We start from the raw sequence: 2,569 nt of genomic DNA, 5'->3' as shown, positions 1-2,569 counted from the left end.
ATGCATACAGCGGACGGTCTTATTTTTCGGCAGCGAGTCTGTCAGGGCGTTTGAAATCGCCTTAGCCCTCGTGGCAGCGGGTTCCCGGCGTAAACCGGGGTTTCGTTAATCTTCGATGTTAAATGCATGCCGCTCTCCGGCTTCTTACTGCAAGTCTGCGGCAAATACCTGCTGTTTCACGTAACGGACTGTGCCGCCGTTCGGCCCAGTTTCCAGCCGATGGACTGCTCGCGCATGCCGATGAAGTCGGCATAGCGCCCGCCCTGTTCCATCAACTCACTGTGGGTTCCCTTCTGGGCGATGTGCCCGTTTTCTATCACCACAATCTGGTCCGCGTTGCGAACGGTTTTCAGCCGGTGGGCAATCATGATAACGGTTTTGGACTTTGTAAGCTCCGCAATCGCCTGCTGAAGCAGCCACTCGTTTTCCGGGTCTACGTTGGCGGTGGCCTCATCTAGAATGATAATGGGACTGTCCTTGATGATCGCGCGGGCGATGGAAATGCGCTGCTTTTCCCCGCCGGAAATGCTCGCTCCTCCCTCTCCGATCACTGTGTCATAGCCGTGGGGGAGCGCCATGATAAACTCGTCGCAGCAGGCGCGGCGCGCCGCAGCGCGCACCTCCCCCAGCGTGGCGTTTGGCTTTCCAAAGCGGATGTTGTTGGCAATGGTGTCGTTAAACAGGTACACATTCTGGAATACCATGCCGTAGTTTCGCAGCAGGCTGTCCAGCGTGTATTCCCGCACGTCCCGTCCCCCCAGCGTGATTCTACCCTCATTTACATCCCAGAAGCGGATGATGAGGTTGCACAGGGTCGTCTTTCCTCCGCCGGAGCCACCCACAATGGCCAGCGTGGAGCCCTGCGGAATATCAATGCTCACACCGTCGATAATTTTCCGCCTGTCATAGGAAAAGCCCACGCTTTCCACTGTAATATCAGTGTTTTCGGGAGAAATGTCCGCTCCGTCTTCATCCATCACCGGCATATCCAGCGTGGCGTTGATGTTGTCGATAGCCAGCGCCGCCGTGCGCATGAGGGCGGACATATTTCCGCCGGTGGCCAGCTCGTTATAGACCATGGCAGATGCAATACACATCATCAGCGCATTTTGCAAAGACATGGAGCCGTCCAGATAAAACGCGATGGAGCATCCGACGATGGCAAGCCCCGCAAGCTTTGCGACAATACCCTGCAACGACATCAGCGGAATAAAGGCCCGCTCCATTCGATAGGAGACGGTGTTTTCCTCGTCAATGGCGTCGGACACCTTTTTATTGGCGTTGCCGCTCAGATTATAGGACTTGATGACCGCGATGCCCTGCACATACTCCAAAATGGCCTCCACCGCGCCCTCCACGGATTTCAGTTTGCGTCCGCTCATCACCTCGCCTGCCTTGTGCATGCGGCTGTTCACAAGAAGGAACAGCAAAAAGCCCGCCAACGTCACAAGTCCGATGCGCCAGTCGAATGCGAACAGCATGAGCGTGATGGCCGTCGTGGTCATCAATCCCTGCACGGACAAAACCATACATCGGGTCAGCGTCTCCTGAAGGCTTTCGCAGGTATTGGTGGCGACGTTTGTAATCTGCCCCAGATTACGCTGATTAAAAAAGCCCATGGGCGCGTAGCGCAGCCGTTCGGCAAGACGGATGCGCGCACCCGCCGCCGTGGTGTAGCCCGCCTGGGTCTCCAATTGGATGGAAAAGCAGTTGCAGAAATACGCGCCCAGCATCCCTGCCAACACAATGCCCATGGAAACCCACGCGGTTTTTCTGCTTGCGCTGCCGTCCAGAATCGCACCCAGCGCATAGGATGCCGCCAGCAGGGAAAACGCATTGAAAAAACTCTGGAAAAAGCCAAACACAAGTGCTGCCATCATTTTTTTGCGCTGATCCCCCGCAAAATCAATAAATTTTTTGATGTAGCCAAACATTACCGCACCTCCAAGGCGTCTTTTGCGCCGATATGAGTCTCCCACAGCCGACGGTACAGGCCGCAGTCCTCCAGCAGCGTCTCATGCGTGCCCGCCGCTTCAATTTTGCCTCCGTTCACCACGATAATCTGGTCGGAGTCCGTGATGGTGGACAGGCGGTGAGCCACCACGATCAGGGTCTTGCCCTCCACCAGCTTTGCCACCGCACTTTGAATCACAGCCTCGTTTTCAGGATCGGTATAGGCGGTGGCCTCGTCCAGAATCACGATGGGCGCATCCTTCAGCATGGCCCGTGCAATGGCCAATCGCTGCCGCTCTCCGCCCGAGAGATGTCCGCCCGCGCTGCCCGCCACGGTGTCATACCCGTTTTCAAGCTGCATGATGAAGTCGTGGCAGCCCGCAGCGCGGGCACAGTTCTCTATCTCGGCGTCCGTGGCTCCGGGGCGGCCCTTGCGGATATTCTCGCGCACCGTCTCGTTAAACAGGAAGTTGTCCTGGGAGACATAGGCAATCATGGCATTGAGCTGCTTCAGGGGGATTTCCCGGATATCCTTGCCGCCGATGGAAATACTGCCGTAGGTGACGTCCCACATGGAGGCAATCAGACGGGCAATGGTGCTTTTCCCGCTGCCGGA

The 2,569-nt window shown here is 56.8% G+C and carries 2 protein-coding genes; both read right to left on the bottom strand.

What is annotated here, in order from left to right; all coding sequences use genetic code 11:
• Positions 1-176: 176 nt before the first annotated feature.
• The gene (locus tag B2W96_RS08650) at positions 177-1,934 is read right to left on the bottom strand and encodes an ABC transporter ATP-binding protein (RefSeq protein ID WP_293009888.1); all 1,758 of its coding nucleotides are present in this window, start codon (positions 1,932-1,934) and stop codon (positions 177-179) included.
• Positions 1,934-2,569 (bottom strand): ABC transporter ATP-binding protein (locus B2W96_RS08645; RefSeq protein ID WP_293009887.1); only part of this gene is annotated, 636 nt, incomplete at its 5' end. The genes B2W96_RS08645 and B2W96_RS08650, both read right to left, overlap by 1 nt.

It is taken from the genome of Oscillibacter sp. UBA6647 (assembly GCA_002455655.1).
GTDB lineage: Bacteria > Bacillota > Clostridia > Oscillospirales > Oscillospiraceae > Oscillibacter.
The sequence above is the reverse complement of the archived record's forward strand: the minus strand, read 5'-3'. Positions and strand labels throughout refer to the sequence as shown.